Genomic DNA, 22,648 nt, shown 5'->3' with positions numbered 1-22,648 from the left:
CCCGTGCCCGGGCGCTCGGCGCGCCCGGCGGCGGGTCGCTGTCGTCAATGCAGGCGGCCGGACGACGGCGTTGCGCCGGCGGCTTCCAATGCGGCCAGCCGGTCGAGCTCGGCGCAGACATCGGCCATGCGGCCGGAGATCACGACCCGGCCCGTGCCCGGGCCGTTGGGTTGCGCATCGACCATGCGCACCACGCGCAAAGGACGGGCCGGCGCCGACAAGTGGGACGTTGGTGCGGCAGGACGCGCGGCGCAACTGGGCCGGATGCCGACGTAGCGCAGGCCGGCGGCGCTGCGGCGGCGCGACGGCATCCAGCGGCTGGCCAGCGATTGAAGGGGCGTGAACAGGTCGACGAGGCTGAGCAGAGCGATTCCCATGTGAACTCCATGAAGGTCAGAGATTGAACACAGGCAGGATTGCTGTCATCGGCCGCGACAGGGTGATGGCCCTCGGCCATACGCCCGCCACCTGTCGCAGCCGGTGGGGCGGCAGGGGTCGATTTCGCCCATGCCGCCTTGTGCGGAGCTACATCAGCATCGTGTTGCGGATCAGGCCGACAGCGAGGCCTTCGATCTCGAAAGGCTCGCCGGGCTGCACGATGATGGTGGGGTAGTCGGGGTTCTCGGCATGCAGCTCGATGACCTGCTTGTTGCGCTTGAGGCGCTTGACCGTGACCTCGTCGCCCAGCCGGGCCACGACGATCTGGCCGTTGCGGGCCTCCTTGGTGGCTTGCACGGCCAGCAGGTCGCCGTCCATGATGCCGGCGTCGCGCATGGACATGCCGCGCACCTTGAGCAGGTAGTCGGGTTGGCGCTGGAACAGCGTGTTCTCCACGTAGTAGGTCTGGTCCACGTGCTCCTGCGCCAGGATGGGCGAGCCCGCTGCCACGCGGCCGATCAGCGGCAGCGCGAGCTGTGCCATGCCGGGCAGCGACAACGAGAACTGGTTGTTGCGCGATTCGTTCAGCGAGCGCAGCGCGTCGCCCTTGAGGCGGATGCCGCGCGAAGTGCCGCTCACGAGTTCGATGACGCCCTTGCGTGCCAGAGCCTGGAGGTGTTCCTCGGCCGCGTTGGCGGACTTGAAGCCCAGTTCGGCGGCGATCTCGGCGCGCGTGGGCGGCGCACCGGTGCGCGCGATGGCGCTTTGGATCAGATCCAGAATCTGTTGCTGGCGGGCGGTAAGCTTGGCGGCGAACTGCATTGACGACTCCTTGCAGCACTGGCTGCATATCCAGTACCTGTATTTTTAACCAGTTTCCGGAGCTTTGGCAAGCCATGGCCGACAACAACAGCGAAATCAGGCGTCGCGTGATCGTGCTGGGCACGGGCGGCACGATCGCGGGCCGCGCCGCCAGCGCGGGCGACAACGTGGGCTACACCGCCGGCGAGGTGGGCGTGACCGAGCTGCTGGAGGGCATCGCCGCGCCCCCAGGCATCGTGCTGCAGACCGAGCAGGTGGCGCAGGTCGACAGCAAGGACATGAGCTTTTCGATCTGGCGCCGGCTGGCCGAACGCTGCGCCCATTGGCTGGCCGAGCCCGATGTCGCGGGCTTGGTCATCACCCACGGGACCGACACGCTGGAGGAGACCGCCTTCTTCCTTCAATCGGTGCTGGCGCCGTCCAAGCCGGTCGTGCTGACCTGCGCCATGCGGCCGGCCACGGCGCTGACGCCCGATGGCCCGCAGAACGTTCGCGATGCCGTTGCTGTTGCGGCCAGTGCCGGTGCGCGGGGCGTCGTAGCGGTCTGCGCGGGCACGGTACACAGCGCCTTCGATGTGCAGAAGGTGCACACCTACCGGGTCGATGCCTTCGATTCCGGCGATGCGGGACCGGTGGCCTATGTGGAGGAGGGCGCCTTGCGCGAGCTCAGGTACTGGCCCGCCTCCCCGTCCGAGCCGGCTCGCCGTTGCTTCGAGCTGATGCAGCAGGCCGAGCGCTGGCCTCGCGTGGAGATCGTGCTGAGCCACGCGGAGGCGCGCGGCAGCATCGTCGATGTCTTGATCCAGGAGCGACAGCCAGGCGCTGCCGAGCCGGTCCAGGGCCTGGTGCTCGCGGCCACCGGCAACGGCACGCTGCACGAAGCGCTGGAAGCCGCCGCGCTGCGCGCGCAGGCGGCGGGCATTGCGGTTTTGCGTGCCACCCGCTGTCTGCAGGGCCGCATTCTTCCCACGCCCGGCGCTGTGCTGCGCGATGCCGGCGCGCTGACGCCGGTGAAGGCGCGCATCGCCCTGGCGCTGGAATTGATGGCGACGGAGCCCGGCGGCTGAAGGCATGTTCGAGGCCCTGCGCTCGCACGCCTGGGTCTACCCGGCGCTGGAGGTGGTGCACATCGTCGGCATCGCGCTGCTGCTCGGCAACCTGGTGGCGCTCGAGATGCGGGTGTTCGGGCGCGCTGCCGTCTTGCCGATGCAGGCCATGGCCAAGCTGTCGCTTTCGCTCGCCATCGGCGGCTTCGGGCTCGCGGCGGCCAGCGGTTCGCTGATGTTCGCCACCCAGCCGGCGGAACTGCTGGCCAACCGTGCCTTCCTGGTCAAGATGGGCCTGCTGCTGGCCGCCGGCTTCAACGCCGGGTGGTTCCATGCGCGCGGGTCGCTGCGCAAACTCGATGGGCTGGCGCGGGTACAGATGCTGTTGTCTACTGCGATCTGGCTGGCCGTCGTGTTCTGCGGCCGATGGATCGCGTATTGAAGAAGGAGCTTGTCCGATGAAACGTCGCCACATCGTCATCGCCGCCGCATCCTTGCCACTGGCCACCCCGCTCGCCTTTGCGCACCATGGCTGGAGCAGCTTTGATCAGGACCGTCCGATCTACCTCGAGGGGACGGTGGCGAGCGCCCGCTGGCAGAACCCGCATGTGGAACTGTTGATCGATATCCCGCCGGGGCTGAAGGTGCCGGCCGACCTGGCAAAGCGGACGCTGCCGGCACAGAGCGCACCGGTCGATGGGCCGGGCCTGCTCGCACGGGCCGCGGTGCCTCGCCGAATCGATCGCCAGTGGGAGCTCGAGCTTGCGCCACTGACGCGCATGGAAGCCTGGAAGGTCGCGGAGATCAAGCCCGGCACCGCCGTCTCGGCGGTGGGCTTCACCTTCAAGGAGGAAAAGGGCGAGGCCGTGATGCGCGTCGAGTACCTGTTCGTCGACGGCAAGGTCTACGGGCTGCGCTCCAGCCCGGCCTGAGGATCGATCAGCTCGTCAGGGCAGCCAACGCGCGCTGGGTGATTTCTTCGACCGTGCCGACGCCGCTGATCGCGCGGTACTTTGGCGCGGCCTCGGGCTCGGCCTTGGCCCAGGCCGCGTAGTAGTCGACCAGCGGCCGGGTCTGCTGGCTGTAGACGTCGAGCCGGTGGCGCACGGTCTCTTCCTTGTCGTCGTCGCGCTGGATCAGGTCTTCGCCCGTCACGTCGTCCTTGCCCTCGGCCTTCGGCGGGTTGAACTTGACATGGTAGATGCGCCCGGACGCCGGGTGCGAGCGGCGGCCGCTCATGCGCTCGATGATGTCGGCGAAGGGCACATCGATCTCGAGCACGTAGTCGAGCTTGACGTTGGCCGCGCGCATGGCGTCGGCCTGCGGAATGGTGCGTGGGAAGCCGTCGAAGAGGAAGCCATTGGCGCAGTCCGGCAGCGCGAGGCGTTCCTTGACCAGGTTGATGATCAGGTCGTCGCTCACCAGCGCGCCGGAGGCCATCACCGCCTTGGCCTGCAGGCCCAGCGGCGTGCCGGCCTTGACGGCGGCGCGCAGCATGTCGCCGGTCGAGATTTGAGGAATGCCGTATTTCTGGCAGATGAAGGCAGCCTGCGTGCCCTTGCCCGCCCCGGGGGCGCCCAACAAAATCAGTCTCATGGTGTCCTCGGACGGTTCTTCGAACTTCTGTCGCGCCCCGCATGCCGGCAAAGGCGTTGCATGGGCGGAGTTGCTTCGAGGATAGCACGCGCTCTCGGGCAAACCCGCACGATTGCGGGCGATCAGGCGGTACCGAACAGGGTGCGGACCCGCGCAAGATCTTCGGGCGTATCGATGCCCGGGCCGGGGGCATGCGCACTCACGTGCACGGCGATGCGGTGTCCGTGCCACTGCGCGCGCAACTGCTCCAGCGCCTCGGTGGCCTCGACCGGTGCCGGCGCCAGGCTCGGGAACTGCCGCACGAAGGCCGCGCGATACCCATAGATGCCGATGTGGCGCAGCGGCGCCGGGGCGCTCGGCAAGGCCGTCGGCCCGTTCTTTGCGAAGCCGTCGCGCCACCACGGGATCGGTGCCCGGCTGAAGTAAAGCGCATTGCCCCGGGCGTCGAGCACGGTCTTGACGACGTTGGGGTTGAGGAAGTCCTCGAGCGAGTCGATCGCATGCGCCGCCGTGCTCATCGCGGCATCGGGGTGGGAGGCGAGCGTCTCGGCCACTGCATCGATGAGCGCCGGATCGATCAGCGGCTCGTCGCCCTGGACATTGACGACGATCTCGTCGTCCGCCAGGCCGAGCTGCACGCAGGCCTCGGCGAGCCGGTCGCTGCCGCTCGGGTGGTCGGTGCGCGTCAGCAGGACCTCGACGCCGTGCGCCTCGCAGGCGCTGACGATGCGGGCGTCGTCGGCGGCCACCACGACGCGCTCGGCGCCGGACTGCCGCGCACGCTGCGCAACGCGCACCACCATCGGCACGCCGGCGATGTCCGCCAGGGGCTTGTCGGGCAGCCGCGTGGAGGCGAGCCGCGCCGGGATCAGGACGGAGAAGCGCAAGCTCAGAGCCCCAGTTCTTCGTCGGACAGCGTGCGGGCCTCGGTCTCGAGCAGCACCGGGATGCCGTCGCGCACCGGGTAGGCGAGGCGGGCGCTGCGCGAGCACAGCTCCTGCTTCTCGGGGTGCCAGGTGAGCGGTCCCTTGGTCACGGGGCAGACGAGCAGTTCAAGCAGCTTGGTGTCCATCGAGCGATGATAGCTTTGCGTCGAGTGCGCGGAAGAAGGCCGGCTCGGGTTCGAACAGCAGCGGCAGCGCCAGCGCATCGGGCGCGCGGCGCCACAGCTTGAGCGCGTCCTTCTCGGTGCACAGCAGCGTGTATCCCGTGTCCGGCGGCGGCTGCCATTCGGTGAAATCGTGGTGGTCGGGCAACCCGATGCACTGCTGCGGCTGCAGCCCGCGCTCGCGCAGCATCTGGAAGAAGGCCTCGGGCTTCGCGATGGCGGCGACCGCCACCAGCGGCCGCTCGGCGAGCGATGCGAGCGGGACCGGCGTGCCGTCCAGCCGCAAGGCCTGCTCGGCCAGCGAGCGCCGCGCGGTGAAGCCGGCGAAGGCGGGCCGCATGCCGGTGTGGAGCACCAGGTCGCAGCGGCGCGGCCAGCGCTCGCGCAGCGGACCAGCGGGCAGCAGCCAGCCGTTGCCCGTGCCGCGGTCATCGAAGACGCAGATCTCGACGTCGCGCGCCAGCGCCAGGTGCTGCAGGCCGTCGTCGCTCACGATGCACTGCGTGTCCGGATGGCGCGCCAGCAGCGCGCGCGCGGCCTCGATGCGGCGGCGCGCGACGAAGACGGGTGTCCCGGTCGAGCGGCGGATCAGGGCCGGCTCGTCGCCGACCTCGCGCGGGTCGCTGTCCTCATGCACTTCGCGGCAGTCGTCGGTCGCCCGGCCGTAGCCCCGCGACACCACGCCCACCCTCAGCCCGCGGGCCTGGAGATGGCGCACGACCGCCATCACGACCGGGGTCTTGCCCGAGCCGCCGGCGATCACGTTGCCGACCACGATCACCCGAACGCCGACGCGCTCGGTGGCCAGGATGCCGAGGCCGTAGAGCGCGCTGCGGACAGCCGCCAGCGCGCCGTAGAGAAGGGAGAGGGGCCACAGCAGCCCCGCGAGCACGCCGCGTTGCAGCCAGGCCCGCTGCAGGTCCAAGACTAGCGTCCCGCCCGGGCTGCCGACTGGGTGGCGAAGGTGATTTGCATGAGGCCGGCGCGGCGCGCGGCTTCCATCACCGTGATGACCGACTGATGGGCGGTGTTGGCATCGGCGCTGATGATGACCACGCTGTCCTTGCCGCCGTTGGCCGCGGCACCCAGGGCCTCGGCCACCGCTTCCACGCTGCGCTCGGGCAGCACGGTCTTGTTGATGGAGTAGCGCCCGTCGGCGGAGACGCCGACGATCACCTCTTTGGGATAGTCGCGCTGGGCCTCCACGTCGGCCACCGGCAGGCGCAGCTGCATCTCGGTGAACTTGCTGTAGGTGGTCGACAGCATCAGGAAGATGAGCACGACCAGCAGCACGTCGATGAAGGGGATCAGGTTGATCTCGGGCTCTTCCTTCGAGCCGTGGGTGAAATGCATCCGCCTCATACCCAGCCTCCGCCGGGCCGCCCGAAGGAGGCTGGAGCCCCCTCGGGGGGCAGCGCAGCACACGAAGTGGCAAGCGTGGGGGAGTTCATGACCGTAGCGTGTTCAGGTGGCGGGCGAAGCGTTCGCCGGCGAGCTCGAGATTGAGCAGGTATTCGTCGACCCGCGTGCGGAAGTAGCGCCAGAAGATCAGGGCCGGAATCGCGACCATCAAGCCGAAGGCCGTGTTGTAGAGCGCGATGGAAATGCCGTGCGCCATCTGCGCGGGATTGCCGGAGCCGACCGCGCCGGTGCTGGGCGACTGCGAGCCGAAGATCTCGATCATGCCGATCACCGTGCCCAGCAGGCCGAGCAACGGCGCCGCCGATGCGATGGTCGCCAACGCCGGCAGGTAGCGTTCGAGGCGGTGGGCGACGATGCGTCCGGCTGCTTCCATCGAGGCGCGCAGGTCGTCTTCGGTCGACTGGGGGTTGGTATTCAGGTGGCGGAAGCCGGCCGCCAGCACCTCGCCCAGCCCCGAGTTCTTTTCCAGCTTGGTCACCACGTCGGGCCCCGGAATGGCGTTGCGCGAAACCGTGATGGCCTCGTCGAGCAGCTTGGGAGGCAGGATCTTGGAGGTCTTCAGGCTGGTGAATCGTTCGATGACCAGTGCGAGCCCCACCACTGAACAGGCGAGCAGCGGCCAGATCGGCCAGCCCGCAGCAACTATGATCGAAAACAAGAAGAAATCCTCCGGCCCGTGGACTGCAAATGCGCGGCGATTATCCACCGTCGGCGGCAGATGTTCCGATTTGTTACGCCTGTCGGCCGCGGCCCACAACTTCTGTGGATAACTTTGTGGCTAACCCACCGCGCAACCTGCCACCAGCCTCATTTCACCGGCCTCGCGCTGGATCGACCGAATTTTGAGCAGCACTTTCTCCATTCAAATCAACGGCTTGTACGTGAACTCGTGCATGCCGGGCCAATGCTCCGCAGGCACTGGGGCCATCTCCCTGCTTGTGGACGACTGTCAGCTTGTGATGCTTTCGCCCTATGAGCGAATTTGACGCGCCGCAGGCACCCGGTCCGCGAGTGTGGGCCGTAGGCGCCCTGTGCCGCGCCGTCGCGGATGCGCTCGAGGCGCGCTTCAATCCGGTCGCGGTGCGCGGCGAGATCAGCGGCTTCTCGCGCGCAGCCAGCGGCCACTGCTACTTCGCGCTGAAGGACGAAAGCGGCCAGCTGCGCTGCGCCATGTTCAGGCGCGCCGCGGGCCTGCTCGATTTCTCGCCGCGCGATGGCGACCAGGTCGAGGTCCGCGGTCGTCTGGCGGTGTACGAGCCGCGCGGCGATCTTCAGCTGGTGGTCGAGAGCCTGCGCCGGGCCGGGCAGGGCGCGCTGTTCGAGCAGTTCCTGCAGCGCAAGGCGCGCCTCGAGGCCGAAGGCCTGTTCGACTCCGGCCGCAAGCGGGCGCTGCCCGCCATGCCGAGGGCGATCGGCATCGTGACCTCGCTGGGCGCTGCCGCGCTGCATGACGTGGTCACAGCCCTGCGGCGGCGCGTGCCGAACATTCCCGTCGTGCTGGCACCGGCAGCTGTGCAGGGCGCCGGCGCGCCGGGGGAACTGGTGCGCTCGCTGCATTCGCTCTACGCGCTGCGGCCGCAGGTGGACGTGATCCTGCTGGTGCGCGGCGGCGGCTCGATCGAGGATCTCTGGGCCTTCAACGACGAGGCGTTGGCGCGCACGATCGTGCAGAGCCCGGTGCCGGTCGTCAGCGGCGTCGGCCATGAAACCGACTTCACCATCGCCGACTTCTGCGCCGATCTCCGTGCGCCGACGCCCACCGCCGCGGCCGAACTCGTTGCCGCGCCGCGCGAGCTGTGGCTGGCCGCGCTGACCTTGCTCGATGAGCGGCTGCGTCGAGCGCTTTCGGGGCGCCTGGATGCCATGGACCAGCGCGTCGACGATGCGGCTGCCCGGCTCGCCCGCCCCTCCACGCTGGTGCTGCGCCAGCAACTGCGGCTGGCGCAGCATGCGCAGCGCCTGCGCCATGCGGCGCTGTCGCGGACCCAGCGGCTCACCCAGACGCAGCAAGCCTTGCAGGCCGAGCTGCCGCTCAAGTTCGCCCGCGCACTGGCGCAGCGCAGGGAGCGGCTCGAGCGGGCGGCGCTGCGATTGCAGCTGCTCGATCCGGCGCTGGTGCTCGAGCGTGGCTACGCATGGCTCACCGGCGCGGACGGCAAGGCGATCACCCGTGCGCAGCATCTGGCGCCCGGCGACGCCGTCCAGGCGCGGCTCGCCGACGGCACGGCCGACATGACGGTCGTCGCAACGGACACGTCGAGACCACGTCCGACGCGAGTGCCTTGATTCCTTTCTAGAATGCCTTGTCCCACAACCAACCTGCGAGAAAAGACATGGAACACGTCCTTCCACCCCTGCCATATCCGCTGGACGCGCTGGCGCCCGAGTACTCCAAGGAAACGCTGGAGTACCACTACGGCAAGCATCACAACGCCTATGTGGTGAACCTGAACAACCTGCAGAAGGGCACCGAGTTCGAGAACATGGAACTCGAGGAGATCGTCAAGAAGTCCAGCGGCGGCATCTACAACAACGCCGCGCAGATCTGGAACCACACCTTCTTCTGGAACTGCATGAAGCCCGCCGGCGGCGGCGAGCCCACCGGGGCGCTGGCCAAGGCGATCGACGCCAAGTGGGGCAACTACGCAGCCTTCAAGGAAGCCTTCGTGAAGTCGGCGGTGGGCAACTTCGGTTCGGGCTGGACCTGGCTGGTGAAGAAGGCCGACGGCACGGTGGACATCGTCAACATGGGCGCCGCGGGCACGCCGCTGACCACGGGCGACAAGCCGCTGCTGACGGTGGACGTCTGGGAGCACGCGTACTACATCGACTACCGCAACCTGCGCCCCAAGTACGTGGAGACCTTCCTGGCCAAGCTCGTGAACTGGGACTTCGCCGCGAAGAACTTCGGCTGAGCTGATCCGCTGCCGGAATGAAAAAAAGCCGAGCCGCGGGTCGGCTTTTTCTTGGGTCGCGCCGACGCGCCTCAGCGCCTGTTCACGAACAGCTCGCCGCTCAGCTTCGCGCCCTTCTTGATGTTCTTGCGGGCGAACCAGCCCTGGTTCATCTCGAGCACGAAGCGCACCGGTTCCTCGGAGCAATGGGAGTCGTCGGTCTGCGGCTTCATGTCGGCCAGGTTGACGATGCGTCCGTCGTCGGCGACGAAGGCGGCGGTCAGCGGCAGCAGGGTGTTGCGCATCCAGAAGCACTGGGTGGCGGGCTGCTCGAACACGAAGATCATGCCCTCGGCCTGAGGCATCTCCTTGCGGAACATGAGGCCGATCTGCCGCTGCTCCGCGGTCTGGGCGACCTGGGCATCGATCTGGTACATGCCCGCGGACAGCTTGACGCGCTGGAGATCGGTTTGGGCTTGCTGGGCGAGCGCTGATGCCATCAACGAGGCGAACAGTGCGAGCAGGACGATAGGACGCTTGAACATGGGATGGCTCTGATGCAAGGGGCGGCGCAAACAAAAATGCCCGCGCAGGCGGGCATGGGTAATGGGTAGGGGAGCTTACACCTTCTTCGCGGCGTGCGGCTTGTGGGCGACGTGGCGGACCTTTTTCTTCGCCGCCTTCTGGGTGGTCTTCACCGCATGGACGGAGGCGCTGGGGACGGCCACGGGCGCGGAAGCGTCCTGGGCGGCAAAAGCGCCGACAGCAAAGAAACCGGCGACCAGCGCGGCGAGCAGCTTATTCATGAAAAATCCTTTGAAATCGTAAATATGGATTGCATCCCTCGTCGAGGGCGCCCGCGTTCAACGACTTCGGAGAGGGTCAGTTGACAGGGCTGCGGTGCGCGGGCAAAAAAAAAGCGCTCCAAAGAGCGCTTTCTTGATTCAGAGCCGGAAGGCTTACTGAGGCGTACCGCCTTGGACGGGAACCGGCTTCTTGCCGCCGCCCTTGGCGGGACGGCGTGCGTCGCGCGTTTGCTTGCGTGCTTCGCCCGAATCCAGCGCCTTGCTGGCGGTCGTGCCGCCGCTGCCTTCGGAAACCTTGGACTGATCTCCACCCGGAGCCCTCACTTGGCCAGCAGGCTTGGCAGCCTTCCTGGCTTCGGCTCGCTCAGCGGCCTTGCCCTGACCCTGGGGGTTGACTTCGGCGGGTTGGGTCTGCGCGAATGCGGCGGTGGCGAACAAGCCGGCCATCATGACTGCGAGAACTTTGCTCATTACAGGATCCTCTGTGGAAATGGTTTGAAAACGCCTCCCGGCCAGCAGAAGGTCCGTCAACAACGAGGGCTATATGGCCACGGTTGACAGAGCCCTCCACCTCCTCAGGTTGCGTCTAAAATTCTACGGCTATTCAGCCGGCCGGAAACATAGTGTTGTTCCCGCCTCAATTCATTCCCCGGAGTTCCCGCTCTCATGTCCAGCTATCAGCACATCAAGGTCCCGGCCGACGGCCAGAAGATTACGGTGAATGCCGACAATTCGCTCAATGTGCCTGACCAGCCCATCATTCCCTTCATCGAGGGTGACGGCACCGGCCTCGACATCACGCCCGTGATGATCAAGGTGGTCGACGCGGCGGTGGCCAAGACCTACGGCGGCAAGAAGAAGATCCAGTGGATGGAGGTCTACGCCGGCGAGAAGTCGACCAAGGTCTATGGCCCCGACGTCTGGCTCCCCGAGGAAACCCTGCACGCGGTGCGCGACTACGTGGTGTCGATCAAGGGCCCGCTGACCACCCCGGTCGGCGGCGGCATCCGCTCGCTGAACGTTGCACTGCGCCAGGAACTCGACCTGTACGTCTGCCTGCGCCCCATCCAGTATTTCGAGGGTGTCCCCAGCCCGGTCAAGGAGCCGCACAAGACCAACATGGTGATCTTCCGCGAGAACTCGGAGGACATCTACGCCGGCATCGAGTTCGAAGCCGAGAGCGAAAAAGCCAAGAAGCTCATCAAGATCCTGCAGGACGACTTCGGCGTCAAGAAGATCCGCTTCCCCAACACCTCGGGCCTGGGCATCAAGCCCGTCTCGCGCGAGGGCACCGAGCGCCTGGTGCGCAAGGCGATCCAGTACGCGATCGACAACGACAAGCCCAGCGTGACGATCGTGCACAAGGGCAACATCATGAAATTCACCGAGGGCGGCTTCCGCGACTGGGCCTATGGCCTGGCGGCCAAGGAGTTCGGCGCCGAGCTGATCGACGGCGGCCCCTGGATGAAGTTCAAGAACCCCAAATCCGGCAAGGAAATCACCGTCAAGGATTCGATCGCCGACGCCTTCCTGCAACAGATCCTGTTGCGTCCGGCCGAGTACAGCGTGATCGCCACCCTGAACCTGAACGGCGACTACGTGTCCGACGCGCTGGCCGCCCAGGTCGGCGGCATCGGCATTGCGCCGGGCGCCAACCTGAGCGACACGGTCGCCATGTTCGAAGCCACCCATGGCACCGCGCCGAAGTACGCCGGCAAGGACTACGTGAACCCCGGCTCCGAGATCCTTTCGGCGGAGATGATGCTGCGCCACATGGGCTGGACCGAGGCTGCCGACCTGATCATCCGCTCGATGGAGAAGTCCATTGCCAGCAAGAAGGTGACCTACGACTTCGCCCGCCTGATGGAGGGCGCGACCCAGGTGAGCTGCTCGGGCTTCGGCCAAGTCATGATTGACAACATGTAAAAAAAGCGGTCCGCGAAGCGTCGACGATGCCTTCCGCGCCAAGCCCCGGTTCCGCAAGGCGCCGGGGCTTTTTTCCTTGCGCCGCAGCGCGCCGGAGTCGCCGGGGGGAAGGCACGCCGCTTGCATGCGCTTCCCGGGGCAATCCCGCCGCCTGCGTCTTGAATGTCACAAAGCTGCCACCAGTTGTGCCATCACGGGCGCTGCAAGCGCCGGTCGGCTCGATAAAATGATTTTCATGGCTACCAAAATCCCCTCGACTCCCCCAACGCCGCCGGCCGTGAAGCCGGGGCGGGACGACGGCGATGCGGTCGTGATCGAGCGGCGTCCGCAGAAGACCGCGCCGCCGCAGATGTATCAGGTAGTGATGCTCAACGACGACTACACGCCGATGGAGTTCGTGATCGTCGTGATCCAGGAGTTCTTCAACAAGGACCGGGAAACCGCCACCCAGATCATGCTCAAGATCCATCTCGACGGCCGCGGCATCTGCGGCGTCTATTCCCGCGACATGGCAGCCACCAAGGTCAATCAGGTGATGGAAGCGGCTCACCAGGCCGGGCATCCGTTGCAGTGCGTCAGTGAACCGGTTGAATAAATCGCGCTCCAACCCATCTGAGAATTCATTTACAGCAAAGCCAAAGGAAATAACATGATTGCCCAGGAACTGGAAGTCAGCTTGCACATGGCTTTTGTGGAAGCCAGGCAGCAACGCCATGAGTTCATCACGGTGGAGCATTTGCTGCTCGCTTTGCTGGACAACCCGAGCGCCGCCGAAGTTCTGCGCGCCTGCTCGGCCAACGTGGACGACCTTCGCGCGTCGCTTACCAATTTCATCAAGGACAACACCCCGCAGGTGGCAGGCACCGACGATGTGGACACCCAGCCCACGCTCGGGTTCCAGCGGGTGATCCAGCGCGCGATCATGCATGTGCAGTCCACCGGCAACGGCAAGAAGGAAGTCACCGGCGCCAACGTGCTGGTCGCGATCTTCGGCGAGAAGGACTCGCACGCCGTTTACTACCTGCACCAGCAGGGCGTGACGCGCCTGGACGTGGTGAACTTCATCGCGCACGGCATCAAGAAGAGCGACCCGCCGGAGGCCACCAAGAGCAGCGGCGAATCGTCCTCCGAGGGCGAGGAGGGCGGCGGCGAGAAGAACGAGAAGTCGTCCCCGCTCGAGCAGTTCACGCAAAACCTCAACCAGATGGCCAAGGACGGCAAGATCGATCCGCTGATCGGCCGCGAGTACGAAGTCGAGCGCGTGATCCAGATCCTGTGCCGCCGCCGCAAGAACAACCCGCTGCTGGTGGGTGAGGCCGGCGTCGGGAAGACCGCCATCGCCGAGGGCCTGGCCTGGCGCATCACGCAGGGCGACGTGCCGGAGATCCTGGGCGAGTCCCACGTGTACTCGCTCGACATGGGCGCGCTGCTGGCCGGGACCAAGTACCGCGGCGACTTCGAGCAGCGCCTCAAGGGCGTGCTCAAGTCCCTGAAGGACAAGCCCAACGCGATCCTCTTCATCGACGAGATCCACACGCTGATCGGCGCCGGCGCCGCCTCGGGCGGCACGCTGGATGCGTCGAACCTGCTGAAGCCCGCGCTGTCCAGCGGCGCGCTCAAGTGCATCGGTGCCACCACCTTCACCGAGTACCGCGGCATCTTCGAGAAGGACGCAGCCCTGTCGCGCCGCTTCCAGAAGGTCGACGTGGTGGAGCCGACCGTGCAGGAAACGGTCGACATCCTGAAGGGCCTGAAGTCCCGCTTCGAGGAACACCACGGCGTGAAGTACGGCGTGGCCGCGCTGCAGGCCGCGGCGGAGCTGAGCGCCAAGTACATCAACGACCGCCACCTGCCCGACAAGGCCATCGACGTGATCGACGAGGCCGGCGCTTCGCAGCGCATCCTGCCGGCGAACAAGCGCAAGAAGACCATCGGCAAGACCGAGGTCGAGGAAATCGTCGCCAAGATCGCGCGCATTCCCCCGGCCAACGTCTCGAACGACGACCGCGGCAAGCTGCAGAACATCGAACGCGACCTCAAGAGCGTGGTGTTCGGCCAGGACAAGGCGCTCGAGGTGCTCGCCTCCTCCGTCAAGATGGCGCGTTCCGGCCTCGGCCGCGACGACAAGCCGATCGGCTCCTTCCTGTTCAGCGGCCCCACCGGCGTCGGCAAGACCGAGGCGGCGAAGCAGCTGGCCTACATCATGGGCATCGAGCTGATCCGCTTCGACATGTCCGAATACATGGAGCGCCATGCCGTGAGCCGCCTGATCGGCGCGCCTCCGGGCTACGTCGGCTTCGACCAGGGCGGTCTGCTCACCGAGGCGATCACGAAGAAGCCGCACGCGGTGCTGCTGCTCGACGAGATCGAGAAGGCGCACCCGGACATCTTCAACGTGCTGCTGCAGGTGATGGACCACGGCACGCTGACGGACAACAACGGGCGCAAGGCCGACTTCCGCAACGTGATCATCGTGATGACCACCAACGCGGGCGCCGAGACCATGAACAAGGCGACCATCGGCTTCACCAACCCGCGCCAGGCGGGCGACGAGATGGGCGACATCAAGCGCCTGTTCACGCCGGAGTTCCGCAACCGCCTGGACGCGATCGTGAGCTTCAAGTCGCTGGACGAGCAGATCATCCTGCGCGTGGTCGACAAGTTCCTGCTGCAGCTCGAAACCCAGCTGGCCGAGAAGAAGGTCGACGTCACCTTCACCGACACGCTGCGCAAGCATCTGGCGAAGAAGGGCTTCGACCCGCTGATGGGCGCGCGCCCGATGCAGCGCCTGATCCAGGACACGATCCGCCGCGCCCTGGCCGACGAGCTGCTGTTCGGACGCCTGCAGGAAGGCGGGCGTCTCACGGTGGACCTCGACGACAAGGAAGAGGTGCAGCTGGACATCCAGCCCCTGCCAAAGAAGGAAGGCCGCGCCAAGCCCGAAGCCGAAGAGGCCGCTACGGGCTGATCCGCGATCCTGGGCGACGCCAGTCCCAAGGCCGGTAGCATTCGCGCTACCGGCCTTTTTTCTTGCACGAACCTCTCTTCGCCCTTTGATCCTCCCCGAGCTCAGCCAGGAATGGAAGACCGGCCTCTCCTTCGCGTGGAGCGGCTACATCGCGGTGCTTTCCGTCTGGATCGTGATGCAGAAGCGCGCGCCGGTCTCGACGATGAGCTGGATCCTCTCGCTGGCGCTGCTGCCGTTCGCGGGATTCCTCATCTACTACTTCCTCGGGCCGCAACGGTTGAAGAAGCAGCGCCTCAAGCGGCTGCGCAGCCGCGCCATCGCCCAGGCGCCGGCCGACTTGGCCAGCCTGCGCGCGGCAGCCGAGCGCGCGCCGCCGGCGCTGCGCCAGATGGCTGCGCTCGGCACGGCGGCCTGCGGGCTGCCGGTGTCGAGCGCGACGGCCACCGAGCTGCTGTCCGGCGGGGCCCGCACCTTCGACGCCATCTTCGAGGCGATCCGCGAGGCGCGCGACCACATCCATCTCGAGTACTACATCTTCGAGCCCGACAGGACCGGCACGGCGCTGCGCGACCTGCTGATCGAACGCGCGCGCGAGGGCGTCACCGTGCGCCTGCTGCTCGACGCACTGGGCTCCAAGCGCATCGGGCGCCGCTTCATGGCGCCCATGCTCGAGGCGGGCATCGAAGTCGCACTGTTTCACGACACCCGCATCGGCCGGCGCCTGCGGCCCGTGATCAACTACCGCACCCACCGCAAGATCGTGGTGTGCGACGGGCGCGTCGGCTTCACCGGCGGCGTCAACATCACCGACGCGGAAGACCGCCGCATCCGGCCCGACGCCTACCACGACGTCCACCTGCGCATCGAGGGCAGCGCGGTGCGCTGGCTGCAGACCACCTTCCTCGAGGACTGGACCTACGCGACCGGCGAGGACCCGCGCCGCATCAACAAGACGCTCGATGCCTTGCTGCCGCGGCTGCCCGGCAACGAAGGCGCGGGCGATATCCCGGTGCAGATCGTCACCAGCGGGCCCGACAGCGCCCTCGAAGCCATCCACCGCATCCACGTCGCTGCCATCCACTCGGCTTCGCATCGCGCCTGGCTCACCACGCCGTACTTCGTGCCCGGCGAGCCGGCGCTGATGGCACTGACCAGCGCGGCACTGCGCGGCGTGGACGTGCGCCTGCTGGTGCCGCGGCGCAGCGATTCGCTGGTCGTGAGCGCCGCCGCGCGCTCCTACTACGACGAGCTGATCGCCGCCGGCGTCAAGATCTGGGAGTACAAGGCGCGCATGCTGCACTCCAAGACGCTGGTGGTGGACGACCATTGCGCGATGATCGGCACCGCCAACTTCGACAATCGCAGCTTCCGGCTCAATTTCGAGGTGTGCGCCGTGATCTACGGCCCGGCGCTCGCCAAGCCGCTCGCGGCGCAGTTCGAGACCGATCTGCACAGCGCCTCGCCGGTCCGTGGGCAGCGGCGCCAGGGGTTCGCGCGGCGCCTGGGCGACGCGACGGCGCGGCTGTTTTCACCGCTTCTCTGAAACGGGATCGGGATCGGTTTGCCGGACGCGAAGCCTTCGCGAAGGGCGCAAAAGTAATAAAGAGGGAGAAATCACTTTTGATGACGAAGCAGACTTTTCTTTGGCACGACTACGAGACCTTCGGCGTCGTGCCGCGGCGCGACCGGCCCGCGCAGTTCGCGGGCGTTCGCACCGACGCCGAGCTCAACGAGATCGGCGAGCCCCTGATGATCTACTGCAAGCCCGCGCCCGACTACCTGCCGAGCCCGGAGTCCTGCCTGATCACCGGCATCACGCCCCAGCTGTGCCTCGAACGCGGCCTGCCCGAGCATGAGTTCGCCGCGCAGATCGAGGCCGCGTTCTCGCAGCCCGGCACCATCGGCGTCGGCTACAACACCATCCGCTTCGACGACGAGGTGACGCGCTTCCTGTTCTGGCGCAACCTCATCGACCCCTACGCGCGCGAGTGGCAGAACGACTGCGGCCGCTGGGACCTGCTCGATGTCGTGCGCCTGTGCTATGCGCTGCGCCCCGAGGGCATCGAGTGGCCGAAGAAGGAAGACGGCTCGCAGAGCTTCAAGCTGGAAGACCTGGCGCGCGCCAACGGGCTGCTGCACGAGGCGGCCCACGATGCGCTCTCGGACGTGCGCGCCACCATCGCGCTGGCGCGCCTCATCCGCACCCGCCAGCCCAAGCTCTTCGACTTTGCGCTGGGGCTGCACAAGAAGGACCGCGTGGCCGGCGAGCTGGGCTTGCCGGCCACGCGCGAGACGGCGCGGCCCTTCCTGCACGTCTCGGGCATGTTCCCGGCCGAGCGCGGATGCCTCGCCGTGATGTGGCCGCTGGCCAGCCATCCGAGCAACAAGAACGAGCTGCTCGCCTGGGACCTCGCGCACGACCCCAGCGAGCTGCGCGACCTCGACGTCGCGACGCTGCGGCTGCGCCTCTTCACCCGCAGCGCCGATCTGCCGGAAGGCGTGCTGCGCCTGCCGCTGAAGGGCGTGCACCTCAACAAGTCGCCGATGGTGGTCGGCAACCTCAAGACCCTGGCGCCGGCCATGGCGACGCGCTGGGGCATCGACCTCGATGCGGCGATGCGCCACGCGGCGCTGGCGGCGGCGCTGCCGGACATGAGCGCCATCTGGCCGCAGGTCTACGAGCGGCCGCGCGCGGAGACGCTCGATGTCGACGAGGACCTCTATGGCGGCTTCGTCGGCAACGGCGATCGCCGGCGGCTCACGCAACTGCGCGGCCTGTCGCCGGCCGAGCTGGCGCGTTCGCGCACCGGCTTCGACGACCCCCGGCTGGAGGAGCTGGTGTTCCGCTACCGCGCGCGCAACTTTCCCGATACGCTCGATGCCGAGCAGGTGGAGCGCTGGGAGGCCCACCGCACGGCGCGCCTGCTCGAAGGCGAGGGCGGGGCGCGCAATGTCGGCCAGCTCTTCGCCGAGATCGACGTGCTGGCCGAAACGGCCGACGAGCGCGGCGAGGAAATCCTCGGGGCGCTTTACGAATACGCCGAGGCCATCGCGCCCTCGGTTTGAGACAAGGACACGCCATGATTCTCGTGACCGGCGACATCGTCGCCCAACCCGGCACCCTGGACGAAGTCCTGGCCCTCAGCCTCGAGCATGTCCGGCGCTCGCGCGCCGAGCCCGGCTGCATCTCCCATGCGGTGCATCGCGACGAAGAGAACCCGCTGCGCCTGGTCTTCGTCGAGCAATGGGCCGATCGCGAGTCCTTGCTCGCCCATTTCGCGGTGCCGGCTTCGCGCAGCTTCGCCAAGGCGGTGGGCGGCCTGGCCGCGCAGCCGCCGACGCTGCAGATCTACGACGCCCGGCCCCTGCCGCTCTGAGAGGCTGTGAACGGATGCAGATTCGCCGCCTCGTTCCCGATGACGCGCAGGCCTACCGGGCCCTGATGCTGGAGGCCTACGAGCGTCATCCCGATGCCTTCACCTCCACCGCCACGGAGCGTGCGACGCCGCCGCTGTCCTGGTGGGAGACGCGGCTCGATGCCTCGCCCCAGGCCGCTCAGGTCGTGCTGGGCGCCTTCGACGGCGATCGGCTCGCCGGCGCCGCCGGCCTCCTGTTCGAGACGCGCGAGAAGTCGCGCCACAAGGCAAGCCTGTTCGGCATGTATGTCGCGCCGTCGTCGCGGCACGCCGGATTCGGCCGGCAGCTGGTGCTGGCTGCCCTTGCGCAGGCGGCGGCGCGCGACGGCGTCAAGTTGGTCCAGCTGACCGTGACGCAAGGGAATGCCGCGGCGCAGGCGCTCTATGCGCAGTGCGGCTTCGCGTCCTTCGGTGTCGAGCCCTTTGCCGTCGCGGTCGGCGGCGTCTTCCTCGGCAAGATCCACATGTGGCGCTTGCTGGATCCGCCGGCTTGAAGCGCCGAAGCTGACAGCAATGTCATCCGGCCGTCAGGCTGGGGTCTGGGCCCGCTGCCTAGAGTGGGCGGCATGCGAAGGCGCGGCAGCGCCGGCCTTCAAGGAGGACGGCGGCTGGAAGCCCGCCGCGCCCGCGGCGCGCCTCGCGGTCCAGGCGGAGCTGGCCAACGACTACATCCAGCTGCGCGTCGCCGATGCGCAGCATCGAGTTCCTCGACCTGCTGCTCGACGAAGCGGGCATGACGGTGCAGGTCGAAGGCGATGCCGTCGCGGTGAGCTTCTCGAATCCACAGCGCCCCGATCGCATCCGATCATCTGCCGCGGCTGTTCGATCGCTTCTACCGCGTCGACGCCTCGCGGCGCAACAGCGGCGAGAACCACGGCCTCGGCCTGGCCATCGTCAGGGCCGTGGCCCTGATGCACGGCGGCACCGTGCGGCGTGACCACAGTGGGCTTCAGCGTGGCGCTGGACGGCTGATCAGGGCCTGGGAATCATCCAGCCGGTTGTGGGCGCGCGGCCGGGGAGATGCAGGGCGGCCGTGGCCGGCGGCGTCTGCGCCAGCAAAAGGCCCCTGCGATACACCTTGAGCCGCGACGCGCGCAGCCGGATCGCCTCGATGGGATCGCGCGCCTGCAGCAGCACGAAACTCGCATCGCAGCCCGCCTCCAGGCCATAGCCTTCGAGCCCGAAGACCTTCGCGGCATTCGCCGTCACCGCGTCGAAGCACTGCCGGATGCCCTGCTGGCTGGTCATCTGCGCCACATGCAGGCCCATGTGCGCGACCTCCAGCATGTCGCCCGAGCCCATGCCGTACCACGGGTCCATCACGCAGTCGTGGCCGAAGGCCACGTTCACGCCCTGGGCCATCAGCTCGGGCACGCGCGTCATGCCGCGGCGCCTGGGGTAGCTGTCGTGGCGGCCCTGCAGCGTGATGTTGATCAGCGGATTGGCCACCACGCCGACGCCGGCTTCGGCGATGAGCGGCAGCAGCTTGCTCACGTAGTAGTTGTCCATCGAATGCATGGAGGTGCAGTGCGAGCCGGTGACGCGTCCCTGCAGCCCGAGCCGCTGCGCCTCGAAGGCCAGGGTCTCGATGTGGCGCGAGAGCGGGTCGTCCGATTCGTCGCAGTGCATGTCCACCGGCAGGCCGCGTTCCGCGGCCAGCTCGCACAGCAGCTTCACGCTGGCGGCGCCGTCGGCCATGGTGCGCTCGAAGTGCGGAATGCCGCCGACCACGTCCACGCCCTTGTCGAGCGCGCGCTTCAGGTTGTCGACGCCGCCCGGCGTGCGCAAGACGCCGTCCTGCGGGAAGGCGACCAACTGCAGGGTGAGATAGGGCGCGACCCGCTTTTTGACCTCGAGCAGCGCATCGACGGCGAGCAGGCTCGGGTCGCTGGTGTCGACATGGCTGCGGATCGCCAGCAGCCCCTTGGCCACAGCCCAGTCGCAGTAGGCCATCGCGCGCTCGATCAGCGCCTCGGCGGTGAGCAGCGGCTTGAGCTCGCCCCACAGCGCGATGCCTTCGAGCAGCGTGCCGCTCTGGTTGACGCGCGGCAGGCCGTAGCTCAGCGTGGCGTCCATGTGGAAATGCGGATCGACGAAATGCGGCGCGACCAGCAGGCCTTGCGCATCGAGCTTCTCGTGCGCCGGTGCATCGAGGCCTGCCGTCACTTCGGCGATGCGGCCGTCCTGCACGGCGATGGACATGTCGGTGCGGCCATCGGGGAGGGCGGCGTTGTGAACCAGTAGATCGAGCATGGCTTCAGCGTTCTCCCTTGCGATAGGGCTTCATGAGGGCCTGCGGATAGCCGGCCTTGCGCGCCACCAGCACCAGCGCCACGATCGACAGCACATAGGGCAGCATCAGGTACAGCTGGTAGGGCAGCAGCGCGTCGCCCGATTGTTGCAGCCGCAGCTGCAGCGCGTCGAAGAAGGCGAACAGCAAGGCACCCAGCAGGGCCTTGCCCGGCCGCCAGGAGGCGAACACCACCAGTGCCACGCAGATCCAGCCGCGCCCGTTGACCATGTTGAAGAAGAAGGCGTTGAAGGCCGAGAGCGTGAGGAAGGAGCCTGCCACGCCCATCAGCGCCGAGCCGGCCACGATGGCACCGGTGCGTGTGGCCGCGACCGACACGCCCTGGCCCTCGGCCGCCTGCGGGTTCTCGCCCACCATGCGCACCGCCAGGCCCAGCGGCGTGCGGTAGAGCAGGTACGCCAGCAGCGGCACCAGCAGCAGCGCCAGCAGCGTGAGCGGCGTCTGCGCGTCGAGCACGGGGATCGGCAGCCACTCCATCGGCGCGAAGGGCGTGACCGTCGGCGGCGTGTTGACCTTCGGGAAGCTCACGCGGTAGCCGTAGTAGCTGAGCGCCGTCGCCAGCAGCGTGATGCCCAGGCCCGACACGTGCTGCGACAGCGCGAGGCCCACGGTGAGCAAGGCATGCAGCAGCCCGAAGACCGCACCCGTGAGCGCGGCCACCGCCACGCCCGCCCACAAGGGCGCACCGGCATACACCGCGAGCCATCCGGTGAAGGCGCCCGCGACCATGATGCCTTCGATGCCGAGGTTCAACACGCCCGCGCGCTCGCACAGCAGCACGCCGAGGGTACCGAAGACCAGCGGCGTGGCGATGCGCAGCACCGCCACCCAGAAGGCCTGGTTGGACAGGATGTCGGCTATTTCCATCGCAGGCGATATTGCGTGAGCAGTGTGGCCACCAGCACCGCGATCAGCGAGGCGGCCACGATCACGTCCGCGATGTAGGTGGGCACGCCGATGGCCCGGCTCATGGTGTCGGCGCCCACCTGCACGCCGGCCACGAACACGCCCGCGGCCAGCACGCCCAGCGGGTGCAGCCCGGCCAGCATCGCGATCACGATGCCGCTGTAGCCGTAGCCGGGCGACATGTCGAGCGTGACGTAGCTGGTGCGGCCCGCCACCTCGATCGCGCCGGCCAGCCCCGCCAGCGCGCCCGAGATCAAGGCCACCAGCACCACCGTGCGCGTGACCGGCACGCCGGCGAAGGCCGCGGCCCGCGCATTGGCGCCCAGCGCGCGGATGTCGAAGCCGATCACCGTGTACTTGAAGAGCACCCAGGCCAGCAGGGCCAGGGCGCCGGCCCACAGCAAGCCGGTGTGGACGCGGGTCTGGGCAATCAACCGGCCCAGCTCCAGCTCGGACTGCAGCGACACGCTCTGCGGCCAGCCCATCGCCGTCGGGTCCTTCATCGGCCCGTCGAGCAGGGCCGAGACGCCGAGCAGCACGATGAAGTTGATCAGCAGCGTGGTCACCACCTCGTCCACGCCCAGCTTGTTCTTCATCAGTGCGGGCCCCAGCAGCAGCAGGGCGCCCACGCAGGCGGCCGCCGCCATCATCAGCGGGAAAAGCAGCCAGATCGGCAGCGCGAAGCCGGTGCCGCCATGCAGGCCGCCCACCGCCACCGCCGCGAGCGCGCCGCCGTAGAACTGCCCCTCGGCGCCGATGTTGAAGAGCCGGGCCTTGAAGGCCACCGTGGCGGCCAGGCCGGTGAGGATCAGCGGCGTGGCGCGCGTGAGCGTCTCGCTCCAGGCGAAGACCGAGCCGAAGCCGCCCTGCAGCAGCAGTGCATAGGTGCGGCCCACCGGCGCACCGGCCCACAGCACCAGCAGCGCACTGACCAGCAACGTGAAGCCGATCGCGCCGACGGGCGCCAGCATCAGCGCGGCGCGCGAAGCTTCGTGTCGACGCTCCAGTCTCATCATGGGTGTGGCCCCCACGCTCGGCACTTCGTGTTC

27 protein-coding genes are annotated in these 22,648 nt (G+C 67.7%); 13 read left to right on the top strand and 14 right to left on the bottom strand.

Going from position 1 to position 22,648, the window contains the following annotated elements:
- Positions 1-44 precede the first annotated feature (44 nt).
- Together AC3A6X_RS33480 and lexA are read right to left on the bottom strand one after the other, a co-directional pair.
- On the bottom strand, positions 45-377 hold the full coding sequence (locus tag AC3A6X_RS33480; protein WP_487846212.1) for a hypothetical protein: 333 nt from the start codon (positions 375-377) through the stop codon (positions 45-47).
- A gap of 148 nt (positions 378-525) precedes the next feature.
- Positions 526-1,200, bottom strand: coding sequence for a transcriptional repressor LexA (gene lexA, locus AC3A6X_RS33475; protein WP_068679551.1), 675 nt, complete (start codon positions 1,198-1,200; stop codon positions 526-528).
- Between the two features lie 74 nt (positions 1,201-1,274).
- On the opposite strand from lexA, the gene AC3A6X_RS33470 reads away from it, so the two are divergent.
- Genes AC3A6X_RS33470 through AC3A6X_RS33460 form a run of 3 tightly spaced genes read left to right on the top strand, consistent with a single transcriptional unit; the run spans position 1,275 to position 3,178 of the window.
- On the top strand, positions 1,275-2,267 hold the full coding sequence (locus AC3A6X_RS33470; protein WP_487846211.1) for an asparaginase: 993 nt from the start codon (positions 1,275-1,277) through the stop codon (positions 2,265-2,267).
- Positions 2,268-2,271: 4 nt separating this feature from the next.
- Positions 2,272-2,688, top strand: coding sequence for a hypothetical protein (locus AC3A6X_RS33465; RefSeq protein ID WP_487846210.1), 417 nt, complete (start codon positions 2,272-2,274; stop codon positions 2,686-2,688).
- A gap of 16 nt (positions 2,689-2,704) precedes the next feature.
- Positions 2,705-3,178, top strand: coding sequence for a DUF6152 family protein (locus AC3A6X_RS33460; protein ID WP_487846209.1), 474 nt, complete (start codon positions 2,705-2,707; stop codon positions 3,176-3,178).
- Positions 3,179-3,185: 7 nt separating this feature from the next.
- Here the strand turns inward: AC3A6X_RS33460 and adk are convergent, their stop codons facing one another.
- From adk to AC3A6X_RS33430, 6 genes are all read right to left on the bottom strand, one after another.
- Positions 3,186-3,842, bottom strand: a complete 657-nt coding sequence (gene adk, locus AC3A6X_RS33455; protein ID WP_487846208.1) for an adenylate kinase — start codon at positions 3,840-3,842, stop codon at positions 3,186-3,188.
- A gap of 122 nt (positions 3,843-3,964) precedes the next feature.
- A complete protein-coding gene (gene kdsB / locus AC3A6X_RS33450; protein WP_487846207.1) occupies positions 3,965-4,729 on the bottom strand; it encodes a 3-deoxy-manno-octulosonate cytidylyltransferase in 765 nt (254 codons plus the stop codon).
- 2 nt (positions 4,730-4,731) lie between these two features.
- Entirely contained in the window at positions 4,732-4,914 is a 183-nt protein-coding gene (locus AC3A6X_RS33445; protein ID WP_106559534.1) for a Trm112 family protein, read from the bottom strand.
- On the bottom strand, positions 4,895-5,875 hold the full coding sequence (gene lpxK / locus AC3A6X_RS33440) for a tetraacyldisaccharide 4'-kinase (protein WP_487846206.1): 981 nt from the start codon (positions 5,873-5,875) through the stop codon (positions 4,895-4,897). Before lpxK ends, AC3A6X_RS33445 begins: the two co-directional genes overlap by 20 nt.
- A 2-nt stretch (positions 5,876-5,877) precedes the next feature.
- Positions 5,878-6,303 (bottom strand): ExbD/TolR family protein, encoded by a 426-nt coding sequence (locus AC3A6X_RS33435; protein ID WP_487846239.1) that lies wholly within the window; start codon positions 6,301-6,303, stop codon positions 5,878-5,880.
- A gap of 94 nt (positions 6,304-6,397) precedes the next feature.
- Positions 6,398-7,030, bottom strand: a complete 633-nt coding sequence (locus tag AC3A6X_RS33430) for a MotA/TolQ/ExbB proton channel family protein (RefSeq protein WP_106559537.1) — start codon at positions 7,028-7,030, stop codon at positions 6,398-6,400.
- 314 nt (positions 7,031-7,344) lie between these two features.
- On the opposite strand from AC3A6X_RS33430, the gene xseA reads away from it, so the two are divergent.
- The gene (xseA, locus tag AC3A6X_RS33425; protein WP_487846205.1) at positions 7,345-8,658 is read left to right on the top strand and encodes an exodeoxyribonuclease VII large subunit; all 1,314 of its coding nucleotides are present in this window, start codon (positions 7,345-7,347) and stop codon (positions 8,656-8,658) included.
- A 47-nt stretch (positions 8,659-8,705) separates the two neighbouring features.
- A complete protein-coding gene (locus tag AC3A6X_RS33420) occupies positions 8,706-9,287 on the top strand; it encodes a superoxide dismutase (protein ID WP_487846204.1) in 582 nt (193 codons plus the stop codon).
- A 71-nt stretch (positions 9,288-9,358) separates the two neighbouring features.
- Here the strand turns inward: AC3A6X_RS33420 and AC3A6X_RS33415 are convergent, their stop codons facing one another.
- From AC3A6X_RS33415 to AC3A6X_RS33405, 3 genes are all read right to left on the bottom strand, one after another.
- The gene (locus tag AC3A6X_RS33415; protein WP_487846203.1) at positions 9,359-9,811 is read right to left on the bottom strand and encodes a DUF192 domain-containing protein; all 453 of its coding nucleotides are present in this window, start codon (positions 9,809-9,811) and stop codon (positions 9,359-9,361) included.
- A gap of 75 nt (positions 9,812-9,886) precedes the next feature.
- Positions 9,887-10,072 carry a hypothetical protein gene (locus tag AC3A6X_RS33410; RefSeq protein ID WP_106559541.1) on the bottom strand — a complete coding sequence of 62 codons (186 nt, stop codon included), beginning with the start codon at positions 10,070-10,072 and terminating at the stop codon, positions 9,887-9,889.
- Positions 10,073-10,225: 153 nt separating this feature from the next.
- Positions 10,226-10,543 carry a cell envelope biogenesis protein TolA gene (locus AC3A6X_RS33405; RefSeq protein WP_487846202.1) on the bottom strand — a complete coding sequence of 106 codons (318 nt, stop codon included), beginning with the start codon at positions 10,541-10,543 and terminating at the stop codon, positions 10,226-10,228.
- Between the two features lie 195 nt (positions 10,544-10,738).
- Between AC3A6X_RS33405 and icd the strand changes: the two genes are divergently transcribed.
- From icd to AC3A6X_RS33365, 8 genes are all read left to right on the top strand, one after another.
- Positions 10,739-11,998, top strand: a complete 1,260-nt coding sequence (gene icd, locus AC3A6X_RS33400) for an NADP-dependent isocitrate dehydrogenase (RefSeq protein ID WP_106559543.1) — start codon at positions 10,739-10,741, stop codon at positions 11,996-11,998.
- A gap of 235 nt (positions 11,999-12,233) precedes the next feature.
- Positions 12,234-12,593: an ATP-dependent Clp protease adapter ClpS gene (gene clpS / locus AC3A6X_RS33395; protein WP_106559544.1), complete on the top strand. Its 360-nt coding sequence runs from the start codon at positions 12,234-12,236 to the stop codon at positions 12,591-12,593.
- A gap of 54 nt (positions 12,594-12,647) precedes the next feature.
- Positions 12,648-14,966 (top strand): ATP-dependent Clp protease ATP-binding subunit ClpA, encoded by a 2,319-nt coding sequence (clpA, locus tag AC3A6X_RS33390; RefSeq protein WP_106559545.1) that lies wholly within the window; start codon positions 12,648-12,650, stop codon positions 14,964-14,966.
- An 85-nt stretch (positions 14,967-15,051) separates the two neighbouring features.
- A complete protein-coding gene (gene cls / locus AC3A6X_RS33385) occupies positions 15,052-16,509 on the top strand; it encodes a cardiolipin synthase (protein ID WP_487846201.1) in 1,458 nt (485 codons plus the stop codon).
- Between the two features lie 80 nt (positions 16,510-16,589).
- Complete coding sequence (gene sbcB, locus AC3A6X_RS33380) at positions 16,590-18,032, top strand: exodeoxyribonuclease I (RefSeq protein ID WP_487846200.1); 1,443 nt, start codon at positions 16,590-16,592, stop codon at positions 18,030-18,032.
- A 14-nt stretch (positions 18,033-18,046) separates the two neighbouring features.
- Positions 18,047-18,343 carry a putative quinol monooxygenase gene (locus AC3A6X_RS33375; RefSeq protein WP_309961752.1) on the top strand — a complete coding sequence of 99 codons (297 nt, stop codon included), beginning with the start codon at positions 18,047-18,049 and terminating at the stop codon, positions 18,341-18,343.
- Positions 18,344-18,357: 14 nt separating this feature from the next.
- Entirely contained in the window at positions 18,358-18,876 is a 519-nt protein-coding gene (locus AC3A6X_RS33370) for an N-acetyltransferase family protein (RefSeq protein WP_487846199.1), read from the top strand.
- Positions 18,877-19,161: 285 nt separating this feature from the next.
- Positions 19,162-19,464, top strand: coding sequence for an ATP-binding protein (locus AC3A6X_RS33365; protein WP_487846238.1), 303 nt, complete (start codon positions 19,162-19,164; stop codon positions 19,462-19,464).
- Here AC3A6X_RS33365 and AC3A6X_RS33360 read toward each other — a convergent pair.
- Genes AC3A6X_RS33360 through AC3A6X_RS33350 form a run of 3 tightly spaced genes read right to left on the bottom strand, consistent with a single transcriptional unit; the run spans position 19,355 to position 22,612 of the window.
- Positions 19,355-20,635, bottom strand: a complete 1,281-nt coding sequence (locus AC3A6X_RS33360) for an amidohydrolase family protein (RefSeq protein WP_487846198.1) — start codon at positions 20,633-20,635, stop codon at positions 19,355-19,357. The two genes, AC3A6X_RS33365 and AC3A6X_RS33360, sit on opposite strands and share 110 nt — an antisense overlap.
- A 4-nt stretch (positions 20,636-20,639) precedes the next feature.
- Positions 20,640-21,560: an ABC transporter permease gene (locus AC3A6X_RS33355; protein ID WP_487846197.1), complete on the bottom strand. Its 921-nt coding sequence runs from the start codon at positions 21,558-21,560 to the stop codon at positions 20,640-20,642.
- Positions 21,551-22,612, bottom strand: coding sequence for an ABC transporter permease (locus AC3A6X_RS33350; RefSeq protein ID WP_487846237.1), 1,062 nt, complete (start codon positions 22,610-22,612; stop codon positions 21,551-21,553). The genes AC3A6X_RS33355 and AC3A6X_RS33350 overlap by 10 nt, the downstream gene beginning before the upstream one ends.
- Positions 22,613-22,648 lie beyond the last annotated feature (36 nt).

The organism is Variovorax sp. Soil_C_12, from assembly GCF_057657375.1.
The sequence above is the reverse complement of the archived record's forward strand: the minus strand, read 5'-3'. Positions and strand labels throughout refer to the sequence as shown.